Origin of the sequence: Microbacterium sp. cx-59 (assembly GCF_020805625.1) — a bacterium.
Lineage (GTDB): Bacteria > Actinomycetota > Actinomycetes > Actinomycetales > Microbacteriaceae > Microbacterium.
This window is the reverse complement of the sequence record NZ_JAJHGO010000008.1, coordinates 108,587-132,452: the sequence shown is the minus strand read 5'-3', so window position 1 is coordinate 132,452 and position 23,866 is coordinate 108,587. Positions and strand designations below refer to the sequence as shown.

General features: G+C 63.5%; 20 protein-coding genes and 1 tRNA gene. 11 read left to right on the top strand and 10 right to left on the bottom strand.

Annotation, left to right across the window (positions count from 1 at the left end; translation table 11 throughout):
- Positions 1–2: 2 nt before the first annotated feature.
- The 4 genes from LMI96_RS11355 to LMI96_RS11340 are packed head-to-tail and all read left to right on the top strand — an operon-like array spanning position 3 to position 2,957.
- Positions 3–776 carry an amino acid ABC transporter ATP-binding protein gene (locus tag LMI96_RS11355; protein ID WP_308015765.1) on the top strand — a complete coding sequence of 258 codons (774 nt, stop codon included), beginning with the start codon at positions 3–5 and terminating at the stop codon, positions 774–776.
- The gene (locus LMI96_RS11350) at positions 773–1,414 is read left to right on the top strand and encodes an amino acid ABC transporter permease (RefSeq protein WP_228361541.1); all 642 of its coding nucleotides are present in this window, start codon (positions 773–775) and stop codon (positions 1,412–1,414) included. Before LMI96_RS11355 ends, LMI96_RS11350 begins: the two co-directional genes overlap by 4 nt.
- The gene (locus LMI96_RS11345; protein ID WP_228361540.1) at positions 1,414–2,058 is read left to right on the top strand and encodes an amino acid ABC transporter permease; all 645 of its coding nucleotides are present in this window, start codon (positions 1,414–1,416) and stop codon (positions 2,056–2,058) included. The genes LMI96_RS11350 and LMI96_RS11345 overlap by 1 nt, the downstream gene beginning before the upstream one ends.
- A 50-nt stretch (positions 2,059–2,108) precedes the next feature.
- Entirely contained in the window at positions 2,109–2,957 is an 849-nt protein-coding gene (locus LMI96_RS11340) for an ABC transporter substrate-binding protein (RefSeq protein ID WP_228361539.1), read from the top strand.
- A gap of 198 nt (positions 2,958–3,155) precedes the next feature.
- On the opposite strand, the gene LMI96_RS11335 is transcribed toward LMI96_RS11340, so the two are convergent.
- The 3 genes from LMI96_RS11335 to LMI96_RS11325 all read right to left on the bottom strand — a co-directional run bounded on the left by LMI96_RS11335 (position 3,156) and on the right by LMI96_RS11325 (position 6,186).
- Positions 3,156–3,806: a hypothetical protein gene (locus tag LMI96_RS11335; protein WP_228361538.1), complete on the bottom strand. Its 651-nt coding sequence runs from the start codon at positions 3,804–3,806 to the stop codon at positions 3,156–3,158.
- A gap of 81 nt (positions 3,807–3,887) precedes the next feature.
- A complete protein-coding gene (pdxA, locus tag LMI96_RS11330; RefSeq protein ID WP_228361537.1) occupies positions 3,888–4,877 on the bottom strand; it encodes a 4-hydroxythreonine-4-phosphate dehydrogenase PdxA in 990 nt (329 codons plus the stop codon).
- A gap of 55 nt (positions 4,878–4,932) precedes the next feature.
- Positions 4,933–6,186, bottom strand: coding sequence for a four-carbon acid sugar kinase family protein (locus LMI96_RS11325; RefSeq protein ID WP_228361536.1), 1,254 nt, complete (start codon positions 6,184–6,186; stop codon positions 4,933–4,935).
- 33 nt (positions 6,187–6,219) lie between these two features.
- On the opposite strand from LMI96_RS11325, the gene LMI96_RS11320 reads away from it, so the two are divergent.
- The gene (locus tag LMI96_RS11320; RefSeq protein ID WP_228361535.1) at positions 6,220–7,182 is read left to right on the top strand and encodes a LysR family transcriptional regulator; all 963 of its coding nucleotides are present in this window, start codon (positions 6,220–6,222) and stop codon (positions 7,180–7,182) included.
- On the opposite strand, the gene LMI96_RS11315 is transcribed toward LMI96_RS11320, so the two are convergent.
- Positions 7,179–8,393, bottom strand: coding sequence for a CdaR family transcriptional regulator (locus LMI96_RS11315; RefSeq protein ID WP_228361534.1), 1,215 nt, complete (start codon positions 8,391–8,393; stop codon positions 7,179–7,181). The two genes, LMI96_RS11320 and LMI96_RS11315, sit on opposite strands and share 4 nt — an antisense overlap.
- 102 nt (positions 8,394–8,495) lie before the next feature.
- Here LMI96_RS11315 and solA point away from each other — a divergent pair, with 102 nt between their 5' ends.
- Positions 8,496–9,776: an N-methyl-L-tryptophan oxidase gene (gene solA, locus LMI96_RS11310; protein WP_228361533.1), complete on the top strand. Its 1,281-nt coding sequence runs from the start codon at positions 8,496–8,498 to the stop codon at positions 9,774–9,776.
- 49 nt (positions 9,777–9,825) lie between these two features.
- Positions 9,826–10,269: an Lrp/AsnC family transcriptional regulator gene (locus tag LMI96_RS11305; RefSeq protein WP_228361532.1), complete on the top strand. Its 444-nt coding sequence runs from the start codon at positions 9,826–9,828 to the stop codon at positions 10,267–10,269.
- A 29-nt stretch (positions 10,270–10,298) separates the two neighbouring features.
- On the opposite strand, the gene LMI96_RS11300 is transcribed toward LMI96_RS11305, so the two are convergent.
- Together LMI96_RS11300 and LMI96_RS11295 are read right to left on the bottom strand one after the other, a co-directional pair.
- The gene (locus tag LMI96_RS11300) at positions 10,299–11,702 is read right to left on the bottom strand and encodes an aldehyde dehydrogenase family protein (protein ID WP_228361531.1); all 1,404 of its coding nucleotides are present in this window, start codon (positions 11,700–11,702) and stop codon (positions 10,299–10,301) included.
- The gene (locus tag LMI96_RS11295; RefSeq protein WP_228361530.1) at positions 11,695–12,741 is read right to left on the bottom strand and encodes a homoserine dehydrogenase; all 1,047 of its coding nucleotides are present in this window, start codon (positions 12,739–12,741) and stop codon (positions 11,695–11,697) included. The genes LMI96_RS11300 and LMI96_RS11295 overlap by 8 nt, the downstream gene beginning before the upstream one ends.
- Before the next feature lie 379 nt (positions 12,742–13,120).
- On the opposite strand from LMI96_RS11295, the gene LMI96_RS11290 reads away from it, so the two are divergent.
- Positions 13,121–14,038, top strand: coding sequence for a hypothetical protein (locus LMI96_RS11290; protein WP_228361529.1), 918 nt, complete (start codon positions 13,121–13,123; stop codon positions 14,036–14,038).
- Positions 14,038–14,388 carry a GntR family transcriptional regulator gene (locus LMI96_RS11285; RefSeq protein ID WP_228361528.1) on the top strand — a complete coding sequence of 117 codons (351 nt, stop codon included), beginning with the start codon at positions 14,038–14,040 and terminating at the stop codon, positions 14,386–14,388. The genes LMI96_RS11290 and LMI96_RS11285 overlap by 1 nt, the downstream gene beginning before the upstream one ends.
- 1,574 nt (positions 14,389–15,962) lie before the next feature.
- Here the strand turns inward: LMI96_RS11285 and LMI96_RS11280 are convergent.
- Positions 15,963–16,484 carry a DUF2087 domain-containing protein gene (locus tag LMI96_RS11280; RefSeq protein WP_228361527.1) on the bottom strand — a complete coding sequence of 174 codons (522 nt, stop codon included), beginning with the start codon at positions 16,482–16,484 and terminating at the stop codon, positions 15,963–15,965.
- Positions 16,485–16,670: 186 nt separating this feature from the next.
- Here LMI96_RS11280 and LMI96_RS11275 point away from each other — a divergent pair, with 186 nt between their 5' ends.
- Positions 16,671–17,261 carry a hypothetical protein gene (locus LMI96_RS11275; protein ID WP_228361526.1) on the top strand — a complete coding sequence of 197 codons (591 nt, stop codon included), beginning with the start codon at positions 16,671–16,673 and terminating at the stop codon, positions 17,259–17,261.
- 806 nt (positions 17,262–18,067) lie between these two features.
- Here the strand turns inward: LMI96_RS11275 and LMI96_RS11270 are convergent.
- The gene (locus tag LMI96_RS11270) at positions 18,068–21,574 is read right to left on the bottom strand and encodes a lipopolysaccharide assembly protein LapB (RefSeq protein ID WP_228361525.1); all 3,507 of its coding nucleotides are present in this window, start codon (positions 21,572–21,574) and stop codon (positions 18,068–18,070) included.
- Positions 21,575–22,168: 594 nt separating this feature from the next.
- On the opposite strand from LMI96_RS11270, the gene LMI96_RS16425 reads away from it, so the two are divergent.
- Positions 22,169–22,420 (top strand): addiction module protein, encoded by a 252-nt coding sequence (locus LMI96_RS16425; protein WP_374197923.1) that lies wholly within the window; start codon positions 22,169–22,171, stop codon positions 22,418–22,420.
- A 570-nt stretch (positions 22,421–22,990) separates the two neighbouring features.
- Here LMI96_RS16425 and LMI96_RS11260 read toward each other — a convergent pair.
- Both LMI96_RS11260 and LMI96_RS11255 read right to left on the bottom strand, forming a co-directional pair.
- Positions 22,991–23,066, bottom strand: a tRNA-Lys gene (locus LMI96_RS11260).
- Positions 23,067–23,184: 118 nt separating this feature from the next.
- Positions 23,185–23,844 carry a fasciclin domain-containing protein gene (locus tag LMI96_RS11255; protein WP_223722944.1) on the bottom strand — a complete coding sequence of 220 codons (660 nt, stop codon included), beginning with the start codon at positions 23,842–23,844 and terminating at the stop codon, positions 23,185–23,187.
- Between the last annotated feature and the right edge of the window lie 22 nt (positions 23,845–23,866).

Sequence of the window (23,866 nt, the reverse complement as noted above, 5' to 3'; positions counted from 1 at the left end):
CCATGTCTCCTGAAAGTCCGTCCGCATCGCCCTTGTTGTCGCTTGAGAACATCAGCATCAGCTACCACGGCCACGAGGTCGTCCATGATGTGTCACTCGAGGTTGCAGCCGGAGAGGTGATCGCGCTCATCGGCCCATCGGGTGCAGGTAAAAGCAGCCTCCTACGAACCGTCAACTACCTCGAGCGACCCTCCAAGGGCACCATTCGAGTCGCGGGCCACACGATAAGCGCGAACGGATCGACGCCGACGACTACTCAACTGGTGGCGTTGAGAAAAGACGTCGGCATGGTGTTCCAAGGCTTCAACCTTTTCCCTCATCTCACCGCCCTGCAGAACATCGAGCTTGCTCAAACGGTCTCACTCAGGCGAAACAAGACAGCAGCCCGCGCTCGAGGTCTCGCCGAACTCGCGCACGTGGGGCTATCGGACTTCGCCGATCGCCTCCCGGGTAAGTGCTCCGGGGGCCAACAACAACGCATTGCGATCGCTCGGGCGCTCGCGCTCGATCCGCAGCTGATGCTGTTCGATGAACCGACTTCGGCGCTCGATCCCGAACTCGGCGTCGAGGTTCTGAACATCATGCGGCGGCTGGCTGGCGAGGGGATGACGATGGTGATCGTCACCCATGAGATGCACTTTGCTGAAGACGTGGCCGACCGGGTCGTCTTCATGGCCGACGGCGCCGTCGTCGAAGAAGGAGCGTCGAAGCAGGTGCTGCGCGACCCGCAGCACGAGCGCACCCAGAAGTTCCTGCGGGCGGTGCTTGATCGATGATCGAGATCCTGGGCGGGCTCTCCCGAGGTATCGGGACGACAGTCGCGATCACTCTGCTCTCCTTCGCCCTGGGCTCGATCCTGGCCATCCCTCTCGTCGCGCTGCGACGCTCACCCAAGCGCGTTCTTCGGTGGACAGGCGCGGCGGCGATCGAGGTCATCCGATCGATCCCGCCAATCGTCTGGCTCATGTTCATCTTTCTCGGCGTCGGTTCGGATCTCGTGCGGTTGGATACCTTCCAAGCGGCCGTGGCCGGATTCTCGATCATCTCCGCCGCGTACATCGCCGAGATCTACCGGTCCGCGATTGATGCGGTCCCCGCCGGACAGTGGGAGGCGGCGAAGGCTCTCAGCCTGCGAACGCTTCCCACATATGTGCGAGTGATCCTGCCCCAGGCCGTTCTGCTGATGATTCCCGCCTCTGCGACGTATCTCATCGGTCTGTTCAAGGACTCGGCCATCGCGTCTGTGATCGGGGCACAGGACATCACATTCTTCGCTTTTCAGTCCGCCCGGATCACCGGTGAAGGGCTGACAGTGTTCTTGCTGGCAGCTGCGATGTACCTGGTGCTCAGCATCCCAGTCGCCATCATCGCGCGGGCGAGCGGCGCGTGGGTCGAGAGGAAGTTGGTTCGCTGATGGAAATCTTCTCGGACTGGCCAGACAACTTTCTGCTGTTCCTTCCGGGGCTCGGCGTCACGCTCGCTCTGACGTTCTGGTCGTTGGCGTTCGGCCTGCCACTCGGAGTGCTCCTTGCTCTGTCGAGTCTCAGTAAGCGCGCCGTCGTGAGGACGGCCACGATGGCAATCGTGGAGTTCGGACGGGGTGTGCCCGCGCTGGTACTGCTCTACCTGATCTACTTCGGGCTCCCTCAGGTCGACATCGTGCTGCCGGCCTTCGCCGCCGCAGTCGTCGGACTGGGATTCAGCACCGGCGCGTACACGAGCGAGATCGTTCGCGGCGGAATCCGGTCTATCTCCTCCACTCAGGGGGAGGCGGCCTTCGCCCTCGCGATGACACCACGTCAGGCCATGGCGCGAGTGATTCTTCCGCAAGCGTTACGCCACGTGATTCCGCCGCTCGTCGGCTTCTCGGTGCTCCTGTACCAAGCGACTTCGCTTGCCTACGCGATCTCGGTCCCGGAGCTTCTGAGCAAGGCCTACTCGGTCGCCTCGATCACTTTCGCGTTCGCATCCTGCTTCCTCCTGGCTGGCGTCATGTACGCCGTGCTGTCGATCACTGTCTCGGTACTTGTCAACGGAAGAGCAGCCAAACGCGCCTAGTCCTCACCTCACCGCACCACTCACCGCACGCCCCTACAAGAAGGACGACCATGCACCACATCAAGATCACCCGCGCTGTCGCCGTCTCCGCGATTGCATTCCTTGCGCTCACTGGCTGTGCGGCGACGGGCGGTGACACCGCAGATGTTGCCGACGATTGCGCTCCGGTTCATCCCGATGTCGCGACCATCACGCCCGGAGTCCTCACGACCTCGGTCTTCGTTACTCCTCCTTACACGGCGGAGGACTCGACCGGGGGTTACCTCGGTGGAACCGAGGGTGCCATTCTGTCGAAGATCGCTGAGATGGAATGCCTCACGATCGATGCGAGTTCCCTCGCCGTCCCCGCGATGTGGGCGAGCATCGAGTCGGGGCGCGCAGACGTCGCGATCGCCGGAAACTACTACACCGACGAGCGCGCCGCGAAGTACAATCTGAGCTCCGCGATGTACCGCGACGGAATGAACGTCGTCTCCACGGCAGGCTACGACAGCGTCGAAGACCTCGAGGGGAAGAAGACCGGTGTCATTCAGGGATACCTGTGGAACGAGGATCTTGTCGCCACTCTCGGCACCGACAACGTGATTCAGTATCAGGATCCCACCAGCATGATGTCGGACCTCGAAGCGGGCCGGATCGACGCCGCCATCACGACCTCGGCGGAAGCGGCATACCGCATCAGTCTGAGTGACGCCGACCTGAAAGCTCCTCTTTTCACTGCGGACGAACGCGTGAAGGCATCGACTGAACCGGGTCGCGTCGTGATCGGCATCACCAAAGGCAATAGCAGCCTGACCGATGCGATCGATGCCGACATTCAGACGCTGATTGAAGACGGCACTATCGCCGAGATTCTCGAAGCCAACGGGATCGACGGGAGCCTGGCCGGAGACCAGTAAACCTTGCCGCAGAGCACCTGCACTACAAGGATGCCCTGCCACCACTACCCGCCGGTCACTCGGTTCGGTTGTGGTGGCAGGGCAACTTTGCGCTGCAGGAGTGGCAGGAGCGATCGGCTCCTGACACGCAACAGCGCCAAGAAGCCCGCGGTCTCTCCACGTCGTGCGAGAGACCGCGGGCTTCGTGCGGTAGGTGAACTACTTCGCCGCTTCAAGGATGGCGCGCAACTGCGCGACGAGGGAACCGCTCCGGGGGGCGAAGTCGCCAGTCATCGCGGCGGCGCCCACTGTGAATGCATCAGCACCGGCTTCGCGGATCTCCTCGATCTGTGCGACGTTGCGAATGCTCCCCGCCACGACGACCGTTCCCGCAGTCCCGCGTCGTGCCGCGCGGACGAGATCGACAGGATCCGCGTCGGCGGCACGGTATGCAAGAAGATCCACTCCCGCACAGCCCGCCGCGGAGTATGCTGCGGTGTGCCTCTCGATCTCGGCGTCGTCTCCGTACAGCACGGTCGGGTGCCCGATCGGAGTACCCGGAAACGGCAGGTACGCGATCCCGGTCCCTTCGAGAATCGGCAGGATGTCGTCGGCCCACGTGCCCCCGAGGAGCACATCGACCCCCAATTCCACCGCCATTCTGGCTGACGCAAGCGCGTCCTCCTTGGTTGTACTGACGACTTCGAGATAGCTCGTCGCGCCCTGAGCCTTGATGCGCGAGTGCAACTCGCGCAGGGTGTCGAGGGGGACGCCGACGTCTTTGAAGCCGATGTGTTCGAGGTGAACGGAGGCGATCGAGTCGACGACATCGAGGCAGTCGATGACTGTCTGGTCGTCGCGGGTGAGCATGAAGATGAAGTCCACGTGAGGGCCTTTCAAGTGAGGAGTGGCGTCTGGGAAACAGGTGCGCAGTCGGTGGGCAAAGTGAAGTCAACGATGGGCGCCGGCGGCGCCGGCCATCTGTTCGGCGTAGTGCAAGGCCTCGAGCAAGCTGGCGTGATCAGCGAGACCTTTTCCTGCGAGATCGAAAGCAGTGCCGTGATCAACGCTGGTGCGGATGAAGGGCAGTCCGAGCGTGATGTTCACGCCGAGCTCGATGCCGAGATACTTCACGGGGATGAGGCCCTGATCGTGGTACTGGGCGATGACCACGTCGAACTCTCCGCGTCTCGCTCGCATGAAGACCGTGTCGGCCGGGAACGGGCCCGATACGTCCATGCCGGCGTCTCGGCAAGCGGCGACGACCGGAGCGATGATCTCGATTTCTTCAGAGCCCATGAGGCCGTTCTCGCCCGCGTGCGGATTCACACCAGCCACGGCGATGCGGGGCCGCGTGAAACCCGCGGCGATCAGAGCATCCGAAGCGAGGCGGATCGTCGTCCAGACACTGTCGCGCGTGATGTTGTCCAATGCTGAACGCAACGACTCGTGCACGGTGACGAGCACGATCCGCAATTCACGGTTCGCCATCATCATCGCGTACTCCGACACGCCCGCAAGTTCGGCCAGGATCTCCGTATGGCCGATGTGATGAATGCCCCCGAGGCGCAGAGCTTCCTTGTTCACCGGAGCCGTGATGATACCTGACACCTCTCCAGCGATTGCGAGGCTCACGGCCCGAGCCACATAGTCGTAGGACGCGCGCCCAGCTTCGGCATCGAGTCGCCCCCAGCCGGTGCCCGGATCGATTTCCGTGACGGGAATCACCTCGAGAACTCCCGGGCTCTCGGTCACTTCACTCGGGTGAGCGATTTCGCGAACTACGAGGCCGGTTCCGGTGATGCGATTGGCTTCGCGGAGCACTCCTGCGTCTCCGATAACGACCACTGCCGCAGTTCTGGCCGCGTCGGCGATGGTCTTGACGACGATCTCGGGACCGACCCCTTTTGGATCTCCCATTGTGATCGCGAAGGGCTTCATTTCAGGCCCTCCTCTCTGTGTGGTGGGTGAGTTCTTCTGAAATGACATCGGGTGGCTATGGCAGGAGGTAGGCGCGCTCGGCAAGTCGGAGCAGGGTACCGTCATCGCCGAACCCACCCGCTTTGAGGATCACCGGAAGAGAGTGGGCGGTTCCGCTCGGATAGAGCAGGACGATGCCGGGCTCGAGTTCGTCGGCGAGTTCGGCGATGTGTATGTCGAGTCGTTCGAAGATCTGACGGGCCGTACGCCCTCCGGAGATGATGAGTGCTCCGACGTTGCCGTGCGACCACAGCGTTCCCACGGCCGACGAGATGCCACCGGAGACGGCGGCCGAGTCGGAGAGCGTGGTGGTCGGTCCATGAAGCACGACGGTGCCGCCGGTACGCAATGAACGATCTGCGGTTCGCAGCGACAGGTCGGAGCCAGCAGAGTCGGTGTCGATCTCTATGTCTGTCCCCTGTCCGCCAGCGAGCAGTTGTGCCGCCTGGCGAACGTTCGCTGAGTGCTTGCTGCCGATCGCGACAAGAGTTCCGCGGGGACGATTTGTGGGGACAGGCCGGGTGACTTCCGCATCGACAGGGGCCACCGCTCTGACGTCGTCCGCGTGCTCGGGTGACGAGTACGCCCGAGCAAGAGCGGAGGCAAGACCCGGTGACCCCACCCACAGCACGTCACGGAAGTCGGGCACGGACGCGACGACTGCGTCCAGGTCTTCATCGGTTGTCGCGTCGGCGATGAGGATGGAGGCGTCAGGATCGCCATGCGATGAGGACAACATCCGGCTGCCGGGAAAAACCTCGAGAAGGTCGGAACGCTGGGCGGGGTGCGCGGGGTCGAACCCATACTCTGTCTGGTCGACAGGTGTGCCGTTGGCGTACTGCCGGCCTGCGATGGTGACTCTCCCTGCTGCCGGAAACGCGGGCGCGATGATCGCGCGCGATCGACCGCTCGCGGCGAGAGCCGCGCGCGTCTCATCTGTCAAATTGCCGCGGAGGGTGGAGTCGATCGTCTTGAAAAGGATGTCGCGGTCATTCACGCTCAAGACTGCTATCGCGGTTCGCGCCGCCGCGGTCGCAACATCCATCTCTCGACTGTTCGTGTCGATGGAGATCACGCGCGCAATCCTCACCGACGGAGAGAACTGCGGGTCTCCGGCATCGAGAACGGCCGCCGATCCGACTACCACGAACGAGGTGGCGCCGCAGGCTCTCCATGGTGCTGCCCCGTCGGCCGCACTAGTGAGGTCGTCGGCGATGATTGCAATGCGCGGAGGGGAGATGGTCGTAACCTTCCTGTTCTTAGAATTCATCTTTCATGGGCGCGGTGCCAAGAACAAGCGACGATGTCGCACAGCATCTGTGCAATTGTGGAACATGTGAATGACGCATCGATCCCCTCCTTGTCTGCCCTGGTTGCGGTGTCCGAAACGATTCACCGGGGGAGTGTCACGGCCGCAGCCGAGAAGCTCCAATTGACGCACAGCGCTGTCAGCCGACAGATCATGCAGGTGGAAGCCGCTGTCGGACGTCCGCTCTTCCGACGGGAACACCGACGGATGGTTCCCGCGGAAGGTGCAGTCGAGCTTGCCAAGGCAGTCGACGAATCGATACAGGTCCTTCGCCGCGCCCTCGCGGCCGCGTCGCTGCAGTCAACGAGCGCAGCGCTTGTGCTCTCGTGCGAGCCGACCCTGCTCATGAGGTGGTTGATTCCTCGGATCGCAGGACTCAACGATGCGAGGATTCTCGATGCTCCGCTGGGCCCCGCGGGCGGCAGGGAGGTTCCGCGTGTCCATCTCTCAGCTGCGGGAGGTCCGGTCGACTTCCGCCGCGAAGGCATCGATCTGGCGATTCGGCGCAACGACTTCGACATGCCGCCCGACGTCTACGAGTACCCGTTGTTCGTTGAGCAAGTGGGTCCGGTTTGTGCTCCCGCAGTAGCTGCGTCGTTGCCCACCGTGGCCGATCTGTGGCAATCCGGCATCCCTTTGATTCATACGACCACCCGTTCGTCGGCGTGGAAAGCCTGGAGTGAGTCGCGCGGCGAGATCTCACCCCGAGAAGGGGGCCTGGAGTTCGAACACTTCTACCTTTCGCTTTCGGCTGCCGCTGCGGGCCTGGGGGTCGCGATTGGCCCCGAGCCGCTGGTGCGTGACGATGTCGCCGCGGGAAGGTTAGTTGCGCCATTCGGGTTCGTCCCGAGCGGTGCCGCCTACGTCTTGCTCAGCGCGCAGCCGGTAGAGGCGGACCCGCGATATCTTGCGTTGGCGACCTGGCTGGCGGGGCAGGGGGCAGAGTTCGATCGTTAGTCGTCTTCAGGGGACTCGTTGAAGTAATCACGCGATGTGAACCAGTAGTGCAGTGCGAGTCGAGTGAGGCCGTCCTCTAAGTCGAGGCCGACGGACTCCTGGAACTTCGCCACGCGGTAGTAGACGGTCGTACGGTGCATGTGGAGCGCGGCGGCTGTTTTCACCACGTTCCCCGCGTTGTCGAGGAATACTCTGATCACTCGGAGGGTCTCCGGGGTTTGAGTAGTCTCGAGATCGCGGAGCAGTGAGGGAAGCACTTCCGGGTTCAGAGAATCCACGACGGTGGCAGCGAAAATGGATGTCAGGCCGAGGTCGGCCCATAAGACCACGGGTGAGCTGCGTATTGCACCTTCCCTTGCGGCTACGACCGCTTGCTCGTACGAGACCGAGGAGCGCAGCGCCGAGTTCTGGGGCCCCCCGACGCCGACGACGAGGTGAGCCGCATCGCGCCCGAGCATCCGCTTTAATTCGACGGCCATCTGCCCGGCCAATGCTTCGATGTTCTCGCGCTGAGGCATGGTAGACCATGAGACGACGATGACGCTTTCGGCCCGGCCGACCGCGAGTGCGTAAGTGCTGCGCAAACGAGTCGCCAGTGCATGGCCCAAGGCGCGTCGCATCGCGGCGATGATCTCTGGGTCGGGCTGCACGTCGGTGCGCGAAGTGTTCTTCACGACGAACACCGACACGGTCGACGTCTCCACGAGCACCCCCTGATCGTTGAGGTCGCGAACGGCGCTCACGCGGTCAGCGCGGTCGCCTGCGACGAGCGCGAGAACCAGGCCTTCGCGCTCGCGTAGTTCGGACATCGATCGCTGCTGGCGGCGCAGCAGGATAGGTGTGAGTCGAGAAGCGGTGTCGGCGACGGCCGCTCGCTCGAGCTCGGTCATACTCCCGTCATCAATGACCCACATGAATCCAAACAGCTCGCCCTGCGCTCGAAGCGGATAGCCGTAGCGGCCTGACATGCCGATAGCATCGCTCGCCCCGACGTATCGAGGGTCATTCCAGCTGCGAACTCCTAGTCGGATGAAGTGTTCGTCTGCTGGCGGCGGCATCCTTCGATTCAGCAGCGACGCGATACGAAGCGGATCTTCGTCGCCAAAATGCGTGCTGTACACGAGCAACCGCAGGTCTGAATCGTCGACGGTCACCGACCGTTGCAACAAGTTGGCGAGGGCCTCTACGTGTTCCAGAAGCTCCGCGATCATCTGAGCGCATCCTTTCCCCTGGTAGCACTAGCTCCCCTGGTAGCACTAGCGATCATGCCACGCGCCGGCGCCCGCGTTGAGCGAGCGTAGCGACCCCGTCGGATGTCGAAACGATCGCCCGATGATTTCGACATTTCACACCAGGCGGTGAGCAAGAAGCCGAGCACTATGGAAAATGCTCACACCGCCAACGAAGGATGCCTTCAGATGCCCCACTCCTACTCGCACATTGTCATCGGTGCCGGCGCGATCGGTTCGGCGGTGGCCTACTGGCTGACTCAGCGCGGCGCCGAGAGCGTGCTCGTCCTCGAGCAGCATCCTCTGGGCCATGCCCTGGGATCGTCGGGTGATCACTCCAGGATGATCCGCCACTCGTACCACAGCACCGCTTACACAGCGCTCACGCGCGATATGTACAGCTGCTGGGATCGCATCGAAGAGGAGTCCGGCCTCCAGGTCCTCTACCGCGTGGGCGGGCTCGACATGGCACCCCGCAGCAATGTCGGGTTCGCCGACATCGTGAACTATCGCCAAGCGATGACTGCCCAGAACCTGCCTTACGAGAACCTCACGGCCGATCAGATCATGCAGCTTTGGCCGCAGTGGCGGATCGAGGACGATGTCGAGGGTATCTACCAGCCCGAGGGCGGTTTTGTGGACATCCGCAAGACCGTCTCGGCCCATCTCGCGCTCGCACTCGCACACGGCGTCGACGTGCGTGCGAACACCTCTGTCACTGGAGTGACGATTCACGCGGACAGCGTCACTGTGACAACAGCGGATGAGACCTTCACCGGAGGCCACCTGATGCTCGCGACCGGATCGTGGCTCGGCGATTTCATGGCCGACATCGGGCTCTCGTTCGCGCTGACACTCACCCAGGAGCAGGTCGGATACTTCGCCAGTAAGCACTTGGCGGATTACTCGATGGAGAAGATGGGGGTCTGGTCTTATCACGGGGATGGCGTCTACTACGGGTTCCCTGTGTACGGCGAGGCGGGAGTAAAACTCGCGCAAGATATGCGATCGAGGTTCATCCGGTCGGAGGATCGGAGCCCCGAACCGATCGCCTCCGAGACCCGGCATCTGCAGACCTTCCTCTCGCAGTACCTCCCCAGCGCGCTGGGGCCCCAGCTGGTGGGGAAGGGATGTGTCTACGACATGCCGGCCGACCGAGACTTCGTCCTGGATACGCTGCCTGGGCATCCGCACGTGGCCACGTTCAATGGCGCCGGGCACGGTGGAAAGTTCGCCAGCCTCGTCGGCAAGATCGTGGCAGAACTGCTGACATCCGGATCCACCGATCACCCGATCGACGCATTCAGCCTGACGCGCCCCGCAATCGTCGACCCCGACTTCATTCCTGCGTTCCGACTCGTGTAGGAACGAGCTCTCACCGAGCGGCCGCGCTCATCCAAGCCAGGAGCACATTGTGCGGGAGACCGATCTCATCGACCAACGCATCCTCGCCGAGATGCGCACGAATGCGCGAATTAGTCATGCGCGTCTCGGAGAAATCGTTCGTCTTTCTCGCACGGCCGTGCGACAACGGATCGGCCGCTTGGAGCGGGATGGGTTGATCCGGGGGTACACGCTCGTGGAGAGCTTCTCTGACCCTGCGACACGGGTCCGTGCGACTCTCCTGGTCTATCGCTATGACCGGATGCGGGGCTCCGATGTCGTCCTCGCCTTGAGCTCGATACCTGAAGTAGTCCGGTGTGACGTCGTCACGGGCGAGTACGACCTCATCGTGCAGGTGGAGGCGAAGGACTCGGAGCGTATTCGCGATGTGTGGCAGCACGTCGCAAATCTCACAGGGGTGAGAGACATCACGACAGTGATAACGCTCTCGACCGTCATCGAGCGGTCCCGGTAACGGTGATGACCGTCCTTTCAGGACGGTCATCACCGCGCGATCGCCACGACCTTCGTCTGCGTCATCTCTTCGTAGGCGAACCGGACGCCCTCGCGACCCATCGAACCGTACTTGCTGCCGCCGAAGGGCATCGAGTCAAGCCGATAGTCCGACGAATCGTTGATCATTACCCCGCCGGCGTCGATGCTCTCTGAGACCCTCAGCGCGCGATTGAGATCACTAGTGAATACTCCTGCCTGCAACGCGAACTCGGAGTCGTTGGCAACCGCGACCGCTGCCTCTTCCGTATCGAACGGTTCGATGATCACGACCGGAGCGAACACTTCCTCGTTCCACAGGCGGCACGTGTGCGGAACGTCGGTGACGACGGCGGGTGTCAAGAAAGGACCGGACTGCTCACCGCCGGTGAGTAATGTCGCTCCCTGCGCGACTGCTTCGAGGAGCTTCTCCCGAACGCTAACGGCAGCGTGCGCACCGATCATCGGACCCACGTCAGTTGTCTCCTCGCGAGGGTCGCCTACGATCAGCGCCGACACGGACGAGACGAAATCGTTGAGGAACCGCTCGTACACGGCCTGGTGTACAAGCACACGTTGCGCACCAATGCAGTTCTGGCCCGCAGCCCAGAACGCGCCTGACACACACGCATCCACTGCGAGGTCCAGGTCGGCGTCGTCAAAGACAAGCACCGGGGAATTACCGCCCAGTTCCATCGTGAGTCGCTTGATGCCGGCTGCAGCCGCGATCGCCTCACCGGTCGCGAACCCGCCGGTGAAAGAGACCATGCGCACGTGCCGCGATTGCACGAGAGTCTCTCCCACCGCGTGATCGCCGATCACTATGGTGACCATGTGGTTCGGGAGGCCGGCCTCGATCAACAGAGCGACGAGCAATCGCGCGGTGAGCGGTGTCTGCTGTGCCGGTTTGAGGATGACGGTGTTGCCGCCGGCGATGGCAGGTCCGAGCTTGTGTGCGACCAAATTGAGAGCATCGTTGTAGGGCGTGATCGCGACGATCAGACCGAGCGGCTCGCGTGTGTACCACCCGCGACGACTTTCGCCTCCGGGGAACGCATCGAACGGGATCACCTCGCCCGCGTTGCGCACCGCTTCGCCCGCCGATAGTCGCAGGGTGTTGACCGCACGTGCGACTTCTTTGCGCGCCTGACGGATGGTCTTCCCGGCCTCCGAGACGATGAGGCTCGCGACGTTCGCCCCACGTTCGTCTAAAAGAGCGGCTGCTCTCTCGAGAACCGCGGCACGCTGATGGCGGGGGAGGGGCTCGTGATGGCTCGCCTCAGCAGCCTGGGCGACAATCGCTTGCGTTTCTACGACAGAGTGCTGCGGAAGGTGAGCAATCGGCAGGCCTGTGTACTTGTCGTAGACGACCAGCGCATCGTGCTGGGTGGGTGCCGACGGATCGACGTCAGCCATTGACCTTCGCCCCCTCAAACGCGTGGACCGCCAGGATGTCGGCGAGGAGCGCGAACGCCGTTTCGGTGCGCCCCGCACCTGGGCCGGCGATCGTCACGATGCCGAGCAGGTCGGTATCGAACGACACGGCGTTGGTGACGCCTGAGATGTTGGCAAGCGGGTGGTCAGCTGTGAGGGCAACCGGCGCGACTTCAGCCACGATCGTTCCGTCATCGTTGCGGTAGGCCGACCCGATGAGCTTGAACCGCTTGTTCTGCTGCGCAGCGGCAGCGATCTTCTCCGCAGTGACCCCGACGATTCCTGTCGTGGCCACATCGGCTGGCGAGAGACTGGCGCCGAGCAGCTCGTTCGCCAAGATGGATAGTTTCAGTTGCACATCGGACCCCCCGATGTCTGCGCCTGGGTCGGCCTCGGCGAAACCGAGATTCTGGGCGGCCGCTACTGCATCCTCCAGGCTCACGCCGGTCTCCATCCGGCCGAGAACGTAGTTGCTGGTGCCGTTGAGAATGCCCTGCACCCCGAGGACCGTGAGCCCGGTGAGTAGGTTGCGGGCGAGGCCAATGACGGGGGTCCCGCTCATCACCGCACCTTCGAACGCGAAGTGCACTCCGTTCTCGGCGGCACACTGCTTCAGCGACTCACCGTAGAGGGCGATTGGCCCCTTATTTGTGGTGATGACATGCTTTCCGGATTCGAGCGCCCACCGCACGTGTGACGCAGCAGGTTCACCGTCCAGAGGATTTGTGAACGTCGCCTCCGCGATGATGTCGGCGTTGCTCGTTCGGATGATCGCCTCGTTGTCGGCGACCCCCGACCCCCCTGACAGTCCGGCGAATGTCGAGCCGCGCGGAAGCGCCAGCACGGCCGCGAGATCAATTCCCTCGGGCTCAACGAGCGAGCCCATCGCTAGATCGGAGATCGCCACGACCCGTAGACCGATGCCTTGGCTCGCTATCCGGTGTGGATCCTCGACGATCAGCTGTGCCAGTGCGCGCGTGACGCCACCGAATCCGATGATTGCCAGGTTGTATGTGTTCATCTCGAGGTGCTCCAATCTGCGGGGACAGCGGGGTTCTCCCACTGTCACCCGGGACCTGCGCACCCCAACCCTGTCGTTACGAGCCTGATGGCTATCGAAGCGGCGGTTTTCGGCGGGTAGCTATTTCGGTTTGGAACTCACCGGTTCGGGCATCAAGGATCGTTGCTGGCAGGAGGCCGCGGCAGTTGCACCCACCGGCGTGGATCGAATCGTTTCGGCCTCTCAGGCGTTCGCGGCTCTGAGCGAGATGCGCGCAACGGTCAGTCGCGTGAGGAGGGCGACGACAGCACGACGGAGGGTGGCACGGGGGAGTAGAAATCGTACTTTGTTTCTGACACATTTTGTGTCACCGTGTTGGTACGATCCGAATCGAGACGTCATGATCTTCTACATTGTCCAGTTCGGCCCCGCGGTTGCGGGCCTGATCGTCGGGCTCGTGGTGTGGGCCATTCGGCGGAAGGCATGGGCGACTCTTCCGACGCGGCGACGGCTGTGGACGGCAGGAGGGGTGGGCATCGCGCTGGCGCTGTGGGTTGCCTACAGCTGGTGGAGCGTCTTCCCGTTCTGGCTGCCGTCATTCGGCGAGGACGGGTTCGTCGTCTTCGGATTCCTGCCGCACGTCGTTCCGCTGGTCCTCTGCCTCGTCGCGTTGGCTTTCGCCGGCGTGCCCTCCAGAGTCGCAGGTGCCAAGGGAGCCGCCCAGTTGTCGGCGCGGAACCTCTTCACATTCGCTCCGCGGCCGTGGATGTTTCTGCTCGCGGGAGTGAGTGCGGCCATTGTTGTGCTGACGGTGGTCGCAGGGCTGGCATCGGGCCCCGATGAAGACGGCCGATATCTGATGTACACCGTTCAGATGTCGACGAACAGCTCTGCGGGCACGTCGATCTACGGATGGTTCTACTCCGTGCCGTGTCTGGTGCTCGTCGCGCTCGTGGTGGCGGTCTCTCTGCTCTCGCTGTGGGCGATCGGTCGTCCACCTCTGGCAGCTGACCGAGAGCGGGACAGCGCTCGCAGGGGCGAGCAGGCGAGGGTCGTGCTCGGCGTCGCCAGCGGCGGGCTGTTGCTTCATCTGGGTTCGATCTTGAACTCGCTGTATGGAACGTCGATGCTCCGCGGTGGCCTGGACGCTGGTCTCGCCGGATGGGTAGAGCTGGGGACGGGTTTCGCGGCGATCGGACCGGCGCTGCTCGTTGCGGGATACATCGCGATCGTGGCCGGACTCGCTGCCTGGTGGATGGTGCTTCTCGCAGTGGTCATCGCGGGCCGGCGCCCGGCCGGGCGGGTGCCAGTCCGATGATGATCACCATCACCGAGTCGGGCGCGCCTCCGGCCGACCAGATCGAGGATCAGATCAGGGGGCTGATCACGACGGGGATCGCAGCCGCGAATCAGCGCTTGCCCTCCGTTCGACAGTTGGCGAGCGACCTCGGTGTGGCGCCCGGTACCGTGGCGAAGGCGTACCGATCTCTTGAGCGTGAGGGGTATCTGGTGAGCCGTGTGGGTAGCGGTACTCGAGTGAGCACGACGGTGTCGGCCACACCTCAGGTCGTTCTTGCGGCGGCGACGCGATTCGCCGCGATCAGTCGCCGCGAGTCGATGGATTTGGAAGACGCGGTGCGGGTGCTCCGTGCGCTCTGGTCCGACTGAGGTCCGATTTCCGGTCATCCCACTTACGCCGCGTGAACGTCGACGCCGCGGGTTCTATACACGAGGGGGACTCCTCGAGACTGTCCTCCTCGTCTTTGACAGCGGAAACGAACTTGTCATCCACGCAATGAGGGCCCGTCCTCAGATGTTCGATCTGCTTCCGTGAGCGTGCCTGACGGCGAGAGCTGACACTCGACACGGATGCGGACCGCTTCGGCCCCCCGGAGAGAAGTTACATCCGTCGGTGATCAGGGCCGGAGAGTTGGGGAGCGGCAAACTACGGCGCCGCCGCTCCCCATTCGATCAGTCGAGCCGGTTGCAACTGCGGCAGCGAGGCAGACCGCCCTTCCCTGACGCGCGGTTCGCAGATGAGATCTGCTGACCGTTGGGGCAGTCGCTGTAATCGTGCCAAACGCGCGGGTCGCGCTGGTCGGTCGAGTGGTAAGGCGAGGTACTGATTGCCATGGTGGTTCTCCTGTTGTCATGCGGCGCCGTTGCGCGCCGACGTCGTCACGGTAGTGACCGGTGCGGACATAGCTAGAAGACGCGTGTCGCTGCGGACGAACTCGTTGCAGCTGAACCCTCGGCCCCAGCTGCGCCGCAGGATCCCCGGGGTCCGTCGATGTGCTCCGGGCTTCGCCGACTTCAGAACAACCGGTACTCAAGGTTCAGGGTGTGGAGGCATCATCGATGGCGACGAGGGTGGGCCGGCAGACCCAGCGTGCGCGCGGTGTCAGCGGACAGGCCCGTTATTCAACTCCGAGCAGAGGATGGTCATCTGCTCCTCGGATAGAAGTGTGGGCCACCAGAACTTCATCGGGTCCATAGCCACGAGTGGTAGCCGGGCCGTTGAGCCATCCGCCGCACGAACGTGGGCGTAGATACATCGCGTACGCAGCAGGACGGTGGAGAACTCGCCGATCTCGTAGTGGATTTGCCCTGCCACCGATAAGGCGAGGCGCGGTCGTCTAGCCTCGGTCCAGATCGATAGACGGTCGGGACGCAGTACAGCCTTCATGTTCCGTGGTGCGTGAAACGCAGCGGTCACTTCTCCTGCGCTCCGGAAGACGTCCGCGAACTCGCGCCTGATCTCGATCGGCACAACCGCTGCGCCGGGAAACTTCTCGCTGAGATCACGCAAGCCTCCTCGCCGGCGTTTTCCAAACCACCAGAACGTCCCCACGATCGACAGAGCCCCCAGGAGAAGACCGGCAAGTATTGCGTCACCCGCATTGAGAGCGCTGGCGCCAACAAGCGCGATGATCAGGCGCGCTAGGACGAAGCAACCCAAAGCGGCTACGCCCCATCGTAGAAATGAAGCACGGAATCTCAACAGTCCTCCCGAAGGGCGGCAAGCCGCCGATTTGCGTTGCACGTCCGGCAGTCGGCAATCCCGCCTTCGCCGCTTCTGGGATAGGACGGATCGTACCGTTAGCTCCTCGCATAGTTCGCAGCGGGTTCGTGCTCGGAGCGAGGATCGAGGCCTAGCAGGGACGGGTGGTGGTACGACTCGGCGCGATGTAACGGGCAAGCGAGGGTGAAGACGACCCGATCGAAACGGGTGAGCAACACGCCTAGGGCAGCTCGGATGCCGAGGGTCGAGCGTACTCCGAGCCGGATCGCGTGCGCTCCAGTTCGCCGTAGTCGACGAGATACCGGCGCAAGACCGCGACGTCGTCGGTGAACCGCGACAATCGTTCGTTCACCTCGTGTTCTGTGAGGACCTCGTCCCGGCCGAAGGCTTCTTCGGCGATGTGTGCGAGCAGGTGCCCTCGCTCGGTCAGGTTGGACGGGTAGGAATTGATACGCCCGTCGGCTGTCAGAAATCGTGGGATGCCTTTCGGGCGTGCCGTCGGGGCCGACGCGCTGAGCAGCTCGCGATAGATCTCCGTGTTCAGCGAGAGCGAACCGTCGCTGGAAACGTGCACCATGCGCGCCGTCTGCAACAGCGTCACCACGTGTCGCGCGCGAGACGGCGACAGAGCCGCAAGCGAGTCCGTGGCGCTTCCCGACGAGGCCAGCTCGGCGAACACACGTCGAGCATGGTCGTTTGCGAGGGCGGCGATGACGGGGCGCCACGCAGCGGATTTCGACACCCCGGCTCCTTCGTTGCGAACGAACCTTCAGCGTATGTCGTGGATGCGGCGGAGAAACACGGAGATCGACAGATCGCGGCATCAGGGACATCTTTGCGCGTCGACGCCGAGTCGAGCATCACGACGCCGCACGCCGCACGCCGCACGCCGCGGTTCGACGCATTGCGTGGCGCTAGGGTGCTGGCTATGCAGCGTCGTTCTCTCGTGGTTTCCGGGTCCGTTCTGATCGCCACTCTTGCGCTGGCCGGTTGTGCCTCTGGCGCGAACGCAGCCGGGGACGGAACGAACGACGCGGGGCCGGCTCCCGCCGAATCATCGCAGCCCGCCGCACCGACGACCGAGGATGGGGCGGCGTTGACTCAAGCGCAGGCGTGGCTCGACGCGGCCAACCTCCCGGAAGGCGCCGTTCGCACAGACACCCCATCCGCCAGCTTCAGCTCATACACCGGGTGGCCGTGCGGTCCCTACGAGGAGGTGAAAGGCTACTGGGTGGTCCCTGCCACAAACGTGGCCAATGTCGCCAACTGGCTGATCGAGAATCCCACCGCTGACCTCATCACCACGGCCTTCAGCCCGGTGACGGAGGAATCGGGGCCCACCGATTCGGCGATCGTGGGCTACATTCCCGCTGTCGGCTCGCAAGAAGGGATCGTCTACACGGTCGCGAAAAAGGGAGACGATGTCGCGGTCCGGGCTGAGGTCGCGGCTCAAACGAGTGCGGCGACCTGCCCGCCTCTGCCTGGCGGTGGAATGTACGGAGCGCCCGGCCAGGGCTAGGGACCCCGGCCTTCGAACGCGGGAACTGCCTCCGGCACGTCGACGACCCCGAATGCACCGCGATCGCGCTCGGGAATAGAGATCACGGCATGCAGATTCTGGTGGGCCCCGTGGGGCTCGAACCCACCCAGGCCCCTTTTCGTAGTGATTGAAGCGGCCAACCCGCGTGATTCCGTCGTTCGTGCGCTGTGAACGATTGTGCAGAATCACCTCAATTTCAGCCGGATGTTGTCAAATTGTTGTCACGCTACGTGCGGAGTTGCTCCGGTCAGGCAGGGAGAACCGATGCCGCCAGGCCACCTAACTGACGCTGCACCGTAGGAGCCTCATCGCAATCGACGCGGACCCGCGGCAACGCTGCCCCGCTCGCCCGCTCGCCCGCTCGCCCGGCCGTCGGTCGGGCGAGCTCGCACGGACACGATTCGGCGTCCTCCCCGTCACGCTGGGCAGGGAGCCTTGACCGAGGTGCGTGACTGACAGTTGATGGATGGCATTGCGGTGTTTGCGGGTGGCTGACGAACGGAGAGTTCCGCGGATCACGCGAATTCTTGATTGGCCCCCGGAAGGCCGATGGAGCGCTGGAATGGAGATTCTGCGGACTGGGCGCGGACTGAACTTCGGTCTGCGGTCGCGCACCTGCACGGCGTCGCGACCGGGACCTCGTCGAAGGTGTCCCCATCCGGTTGACCAGTAGCGGCAGCCGGTCGTGGCATGCGGTTCCGAACCCGGCCGAGATAGCTGGGCATTTTGCTCGCGATCTGAGGTGAGCATGACTGGTCGTGTACGTCCCGTAACGACGGGAGCAGTCAGCCTCCGTCCCGCAGAATTATCTCGAGCGCTATTTGGCGTTCATTCGCGGATAGGGCACTTGCCTGGCCAAGCACGAACGCTGCACCGACATCTTGAGTCACGATTCGTCTAATGGCGTCCCAGTGTTCCGCGAGCGCCTTTCGGAGAGCTGGGTACCAGCGATCTGCGGCTTGCTCCCGGAACCCGCGGGCGACGAACGCGAGCTGATGCGGTGCAAGCCACGCCGCAGCAAGTACCGCCCTCAGGAAGATAGCGAGGTTGTTGACAGCCTCGTCGTCGGTAGTAGTCATATCTGCCAGGTACTTCGCGGCTACCTCCCCCCACCCCGATAGCGCGTCAGGGTCATCCACGCTGTGCCTGATCGCCTCGAAAACAAGCTGTAGCTTCTCGGCGACGTTGGTCGCGCCCCCGAACGCAAGGGCCTGAGCCAAGCCCGCAGGCCGGTGAGAGTCCAGCGCGAGGGCAAGTCCCCACGACGTGGATCTAAAACGGACACCGACCAGGTGGGCGTGGACTAAGGCTGCGTCGATTGCGTCTGCGGTGCTAGCGCTCAGGAGTCCGTGGTCGCGGGAGTACTCCACGAGCTCAGGCGTTCCGAACGCGGGGACCCCAAGCGACGTCGCGATGTGGCGTGTTGCTGCGTCGTCGCACCACAACGGAACACCCGCCTCTGCGGCTCGGCTCATAGCTTCTGTCCACGGACCGAAGATGGTGTCGAGGCCTGGCTTGGGAACGGTCAGGCTGCGAGGGTCAGAGCGCTCTGCCTGGCGGATGCGCGTCTGAACATTGTCAAATATTCGGGCTTGTTCAGCCTCCTCGTCGGGCGACAGCTGGTGGAAGCGCGGCCCCCGGTCGTTCGTGCTTGCAAAGAATTCGCCTCGCGACTTTTTCAGCTGAGCCGCTGAATCGTGCACATCACGCAGTTGTCCGTACGTGGCGAGAAGTCGCGCAGGGATCTTTGCCACTGCCTCCCCGGTCTCTTCGGGCAGCATCGCTACAGTCACCGCCGCGCTCGCATCGATAGCTGCGCCCGACTCGATCGCGAGCGCCACAATGTCGTGATTCAACTCCTGATTCTCGGCGGTGCCGGCAAAGCGAGGAGCAAAGCGACGCCGAACGAGGACGTCTGTGTAGTCGCGCTTCGCCCACTTGGCGAGGAGGCCGATCGGGAAGGTGCCGTTTGCGACGCCCTGCTCGATCTCGCCCATGTCCGGACGGTCGCCGGCCGCGCGGTCAAGCGCAGCAATGATCTCGTCCGGGTCTTCGCTTTCGAGTGTCAGTGTCCAGAAGAGCTCAGGCTGGTCCGGGAAGTCCGCGTGATACTCATCGGCGAGATCGGTGACTTGCACACCTACGTCGGAGGTGGAAATCGGAGCGAAAAGCACGGCGCCCACAGCGAGTCGACGTACCTGTTCGTCTTGGGGGAACAGCTTGATGAGAGCGAGAGCCGAGCTCAGCGGCGCCATCTCTGTTCCAAAGCGCTGGAATAGGTGCAACCACAGCGAGGCTTGGCTGACTGTCCTGGGGACTCGGCATGCTGGCAGAGATCTCCAAACGGAAAAAGCTTGTTCATCATCAGCGCTGTGGTGGTGTGCGAAGACCATAGACCACCCTGCATCGTCGGCCTCCGGATCAAGCTCAAGAAGCGTCTGACCTACCGCGACGATGTCCTCCCACCGGCGCAATTCCTGCATCGCGACGATCTGGAGGCGCAGCGCTGATGCTCGATTCCCCCACGCTTCACCGCCGACGCTGAACGCGGTGCGAGCGCGATCGATCGCGTCGAGGTAGCTGCCGTTTCGCAGATGAAATCGCGCCGCCCGCAGCCACTCGTCGGGATCTCCCCATCGCCGAGCCATCTGTTCAGCAAGGCGAAGGCTGTCCCGTTCGCGGTTACTCTCCGAGTAGAACTGAGCGAGCGCGCGGGCGACCCGCGGGTTATCTAATGCCTCCTTCGCTGCCCGGGGCTCGGACCCGGGTAGCTGCCGATTCAACTTTGCAATGACGTCGATCTCTTCGGCAATCTCTTCGTTATGCGGGCGCAGGTCGTCCACAAACGGATGAATTACTCCGCGGCTTGCGAGTAAGAAGCAGATTGTGGCCTTCTCACTCCAGTCGTCCACCGCGTGAACCGCTTCCGACCAAAGCTGGTTCGCCAGGTCATCGTCCCCGCCGAGCTCCGCCTCACGCGCTTTGAGCTGAAGTACCGTCTCCCGGGACGTTTGCTCCGACACTTTGGCAAGCGCCTCAGAGATGTCGCCCAATTGCGCCAGAGCCGAGATGGCTGCTTCTTGCACGTCGGGATGGGCCGCTTCCTCGGGTGCTGCATCGCCGGCGGGGACCGCGGTGAAAAGGGATCGCACCTCGCCAAAGTCCCCGAGGAGCATCGATGCCTGGATGGCGATTCGTATCGATCGCGCGGCGACAGTGCCGGTAATGCGGCGTGCGTCCCGAATACGAAGCGCGAGAGTACGGGCAGAGGCCAGGTCAGACGTTTGCGACTGACGGCCTGGCACCATTGAGCGCTGAATCAGCGCTTGCGCTGCGATGACGCCAGCACCGGCATATCCGTTCACCTCGAACGCTTCTCGACCGCTCGCGATAGCGCCGTCCAGGTCGCGGGCCTCCAGCAGCTGCTGGGCATTGATGTTCGCTTTGAGTGATCGCTGCAAATCGGAGGAGGGGGTCCACTCGCTCAGGAATTTCCGCCGAGCGGCGAGATCATGCTCCGACAGCACCGATTCCACGAGCGGATGGCCACGGACATCGCTCAACGCTGCGAGCCCTTCGTCGTCCCGGCGACTGGTAACGATCCTCACTTTCAGGTACGGGCGAGGCGTCGCCCCTCCCCCCAGTGCTCGATGCAGCCAGGAACGGCCAAGGTCACCGAGATCGCTGTCGAGAGCAAGCTCGCCAAGCCATGCATCTACGAGCTCACTTTCGGCGAGCCACGACGGTCGCGACGACAGCCAATCCTCGAGCGTGTGTGCCCGGCTCGTTGCCGGGGCCACGGACCGAATCAGCCGCGCAATCGTCTGCTGGCCCACTATGTCAGCGATCCTCTGCGAGTCCTGAAATAACGGGGGGGACAACGCCGGGGCTTCAGAACCCGCTGAATCCAGGAGAGCAGCAATTCTCGCCACCGGTGCTGCCACTTCCCGGTATAGAAAGGCTTGCGATTCGGCGGCGCTCATCTGCCGCGCGACGGCCTCCCTCAGTAACGGCAGCAGGAACCCTGATCCGCCACGGACCCCGTCACACTCGATCTCGTCTAGTCGGGCGCGAACGTGGGAGGCGGGCTCCTGCAAGTTCTGGAGAGCCGATAGTACGTCGGGCATATATAGTGCGAGCTTCAACTGCTTCTGGTTTACATTCACCCCGCGTCGCTTTGCCGACGCGGTGACATTCCTCGCCACACGCCATTCCAAAGTGACTTCTTTTGCCCCGGCGGTCGCCGCGCGACCGCCCAGCGACCATGCCGCCCCTGATATCGGATCTGTCATGTTCCCCACCTCGCTGAGATGGTACCGAGCAGGGCCGACATGAAGTCCCGACGAGGCACCGCTCTGCACATCGATGACGCATCCGCCAGATCGCTCTGAGCGGCACGATAGCGATGAACGGGTCTGGTGAACGGGGATGACAGGAGCAATGCACGCAGGTACTTGCCGTGGGCACTGCGATTCTTGCGCCATTACAGGTCTCGTGTGTAAACCATGTTGCATGGCCAGATCCAGGTGTGGAACCGAGGACAGCCGAGCCAATGCCCACTCTCGTCATCGCGAACGGAACGAGCGGGCGGCGGCAGAATGGGCGGCCGTCGCCGCCCCCTACGCTGCGTCTCAACGCCTCGGCGGCGGCACGATCTCCGGCCGGCAATCGCTGGGCGAGCTCTCGGCCAGGCCTGACAGCTTCACTCCGAGGAGAGCGACATCCTCCGCGAACGCGATCAATTGATCGACGATCTTCGGCTGCTCGATATCTCCTGGAACCTCATCGCCCTCCCGAGCGGCATAAGCCGACAGGCTCTGAGCAAACGCGCCCGGTGAGGGTCTTCGCCACGGTCGGCTCCGGTCGTTGAGTCGTACACTCGGCGCATGGCGCTGGACCTCAACGAGTACATCGCGGCGGGCTTCGCTCTGACGCCCGCCGAACGGCTCGAGGCTGCCCGCGTCCTGCGACTCAGCGTGGACCGGGATACGGATGAGCGTCAGACAGAGATCGACGCGGCTTGGGAAGACGAGATCGATCGACGTCTGGCTGATGTCACGAGCGGCGGCGCCGAGCTGGTCGACGGTCACGAAGGTCTCGCTGCAATCCTCGCTGAGCTGGCGGCGCGCGTTCGGTGATTCGCCGGTGGCGCGAGCACACTCCGTGAAGCGGTCCTGTTCCTTGAAGACCAGCGCGAGGGGTGGGGTGAACGGTTTGCGGATGCTGTCGAGGCAGCCATCGCCAGCATCCTGGAATCCCCGCACAGCGGGGGGTTCCACCGGGGCCGGCCGCGCGTGCCGGCGGTACGTTCTCGAAGCATTGCCGGGTTCCGATACGACATCAAGTACGTCGTTATCGATGATGAGGTGATCGTTCTCGCCCACGCGCACGAGCGCCGCAGGCCCGACTACTGGTCCGACCGGCACTGACTCCCAGCGGGCTTGTCGTATGACGACGGATCACGCCATTTCCCCCTAGGCCCTCCAGGCGGACTTCCGCCGCAACCTCCGCGAGCGATTGAGGACTCTCAAGACTGAAACCAGGTCCGTGGCTTCAGACATGAAGCGCGCCTCTAGACAGCGAACAACGCCGGCTGGCGGACAGGTAAAGCTCCGCTGGTGTTGTCAGATTGTTGTCACGCCGCCCCTTCGGCGAGGCGTGAACCGCTGCGATCCCAGTCGGGAGTAGAGATCGCGCCGGTCAATACCTGGTGGGCCCCGTGGGGCTCGAACCCACGACCCGCGGATTAAAAGTCCGATGCTCTACCGACTGAGCTAGAGGCCCTCGGTGTCCAGCCTAATAGTTCGCGCGGTGCGCGGACGAACGCGCCGGCACCCCGCATCCGGACAGACGGAAAGGCCGCCGACGGGAGAACCCGTCAGCGGCCTTTCGCGAGGCGTGATTACTCAGCCGGCGGCATCAGCACCGTGTCGATGAGGTACACGGTTGCGTTGGCGGTCTGGACGCCACCGCAGATGACTGCGGACTCGCCGTTGACGGTGATCGAGTCGCCGCTGCCCTCGACGGTCAGGTCCTGACCCTCGACGGTGGTGTGGGTTCCGTCGATCTCGTCGGGGGAGAGCTGACCCTGCACCACGTGGTACGTGAGGATCTTGGTCAGCAGAGCCGAGTCGGTCTTCAGGGTGTCGATCGTGGCAGCGTCGATCTTCGCGAAGGCGTCGTCGACCGGGGCGAAGACGGTGAACTCACCGCTGTTGAGCGTGTCGACGAGGTTGACGTCGGGGTTCAGCTGGCCACTGACCGACGCGACGAGCGTGGTGAGGAGCGGGTTGTTCGACGCGGCGGTGGCCACCGGGTCCTGAGCCATTCCCTCAACCGAACCGGCACCGCTCGGCACTGCGGCGGCGTAGTCGGCGCAACCGGGGCCGACGAGGTCGGATGCGGTCTCCATGCTGGGGCTGGCGGACTCCGACGTCATCGGCGCCGACGAGGTCTCCTCCGTCATGGTCGAACCTGAGCCACCGCTACACGCCGAGAGTGCGAATGCACCGACGAAAGCGAGCGAGACGGCTGCCGTGATCTTGGACTTCTTGGTGAGCATGAGTTCCTCCGGTGTGCAGGCC

Excerpts from the sequence above, each read along its gene's own strand:
- LMI96_RS11355 (WP_308015765.1), top strand. The coding sequence starts at position 3 with ATGTCTCCTGAAAGTCCGTCCGCATCGCCCTTGTTGTCGCTTGAGAAC.
- LMI96_RS11350 (WP_228361541.1), top strand. The coding sequence starts at position 773 with ATGATCGAGATCCTGGGCGGGCTCTCCCGAGGTATCGGGACGACAGTC.
- LMI96_RS11345 (WP_228361540.1), top strand. The coding sequence starts at position 1,414 with ATGGAAATCTTCTCGGACTGGCCAGACAACTTTCTGCTGTTCCTTCCG.
- LMI96_RS11340 (WP_228361539.1), top strand. The coding sequence starts at position 2,109 with ATGCACCACATCAAGATCACCCGCGCTGTCGCCGTCTCCGCGATTGCA.
- LMI96_RS11335 (WP_228361538.1), bottom strand. The coding sequence starts at position 3,806 with ATGCTCACCCGCGACGACCAGACAGTCATCGACTGCCTCGATGTCGTC.
- pdxA (WP_228361537.1), bottom strand. The coding sequence starts at position 4,877 with ATGAAGCCCTTCGCGATCACAATGGGAGATCCAAAAGGGGTCGGTCCC.
- LMI96_RS11325 (WP_228361536.1), bottom strand. The coding sequence starts at position 6,186 with ATGAATTCTAAGAACAGGAAGGTTACGACCATCTCCCCTCCGCGCATT.
- LMI96_RS11320 (WP_228361535.1), top strand. The coding sequence starts at position 6,220 with ATGTCGCACAGCATCTGTGCAATTGTGGAACATGTGAATGACGCATCG.
- LMI96_RS11315 (WP_228361534.1), bottom strand. The coding sequence starts at position 8,393 with ATGATCGCGGAGCTTCTGGAACACGTAGAGGCCCTCGCCAACTTGTTG.
- solA (WP_228361533.1), top strand. The coding sequence starts at position 8,496 with ATGTCGAAACGATCGCCCGATGATTTCGACATTTCACACCAGGCGGTG.
- LMI96_RS11300 (WP_228361531.1), bottom strand. The coding sequence starts at position 11,702 with ATGGCTGACGTCGATCCGTCGGCACCCACCCAGCACGATGCGCTGGTC.
- LMI96_RS11295 (WP_228361530.1), bottom strand. The coding sequence starts at position 12,741 with ATGAACACATACAACCTGGCAATCATCGGATTCGGTGGCGTCACGCGC.
- LMI96_RS11290 (WP_228361529.1), top strand. The coding sequence starts at position 13,121 with ATGATCTTCTACATTGTCCAGTTCGGCCCCGCGGTTGCGGGCCTGATC.
- LMI96_RS11285 (WP_228361528.1), top strand. The coding sequence starts at position 14,038 with ATGATCACCATCACCGAGTCGGGCGCGCCTCCGGCCGACCAGATCGAG.
- LMI96_RS11275 (WP_228361526.1), top strand. The coding sequence starts at position 16,671 with ATGCAGCGTCGTTCTCTCGTGGTTTCCGGGTCCGTTCTGATCGCCACT.
- LMI96_RS11270 (WP_228361525.1), bottom strand. The coding sequence starts at position 21,574 with ATGACAGATCCGATATCAGGGGCGGCATGGTCGCTGGGCGGTCGCGCG.
- LMI96_RS16425 (WP_374197923.1), top strand. The coding sequence starts at position 22,169 with ATGGCGCTGGACCTCAACGAGTACATCGCGGCGGGCTTCGCTCTGACG.
- LMI96_RS11255 (WP_223722944.1), bottom strand. The coding sequence starts at position 23,844 with ATGCTCACCAAGAAGTCCAAGATCACGGCAGCCGTCTCGCTCGCTTTC.